The sequence below is a fragment of the Gilvimarinus gilvus genome, assembly GCF_030518155.1.
In the GTDB taxonomy this organism is placed as follows: domain Bacteria; phylum Pseudomonadota; class Gammaproteobacteria; order Pseudomonadales; family Cellvibrionaceae; genus Gilvimarinus; species Gilvimarinus gilvus.
The window spans coordinates 1-363 of the sequence record NZ_JAULRU010000391.1 but is presented as its reverse complement, the minus strand read 5'-3'; the positions used below and the strand labels follow the sequence as shown (position 1 = coordinate 363).

The following is a 363-nucleotide window of genomic DNA, read 5'->3' as shown; positions in this document are numbered from 1 at the left end:
TGCACCATGAAGCTGAACGCAGCCAGCGAAATGATCCCGGTGACCTGGGCCGAGTTCGGCAACCTGCACCCCTTTGCGCCGGCCGAGCAAAGCCAGGGCTACCTGCAGATGACCACCGAGCTGGAAGCAATGTTGTGCGCTGCTACCGGCTATGATGCCGTGTCGCTGCAGCCCAACGCCGGCTCGCAGGGCGAGTACGCCGGGTTGCTGGCCATACGTGCCTACCACCGCAGCCGTGGCGAAAGCCACCGTGACATCTGCCTGATTCCCTCCTCTGCCCACGGCACCAACCCCGCTACCGCCAACATGGCCGGCATGCGTGTGGTGGTTACCGCCTGTGACGCCCGCGGCAACGTCGATGTC

The 363-nt window shown here is 65.0% G+C and carries 1 pseudogene; it reads left to right on the top strand.

Features of this window, described 5'->3' with window-relative positions:
- Positions 1-363, top strand: a pseudogene (locus QWI17_RS06720) (glycine dehydrogenase (aminomethyl-transferring)); the annotation flags it as partial.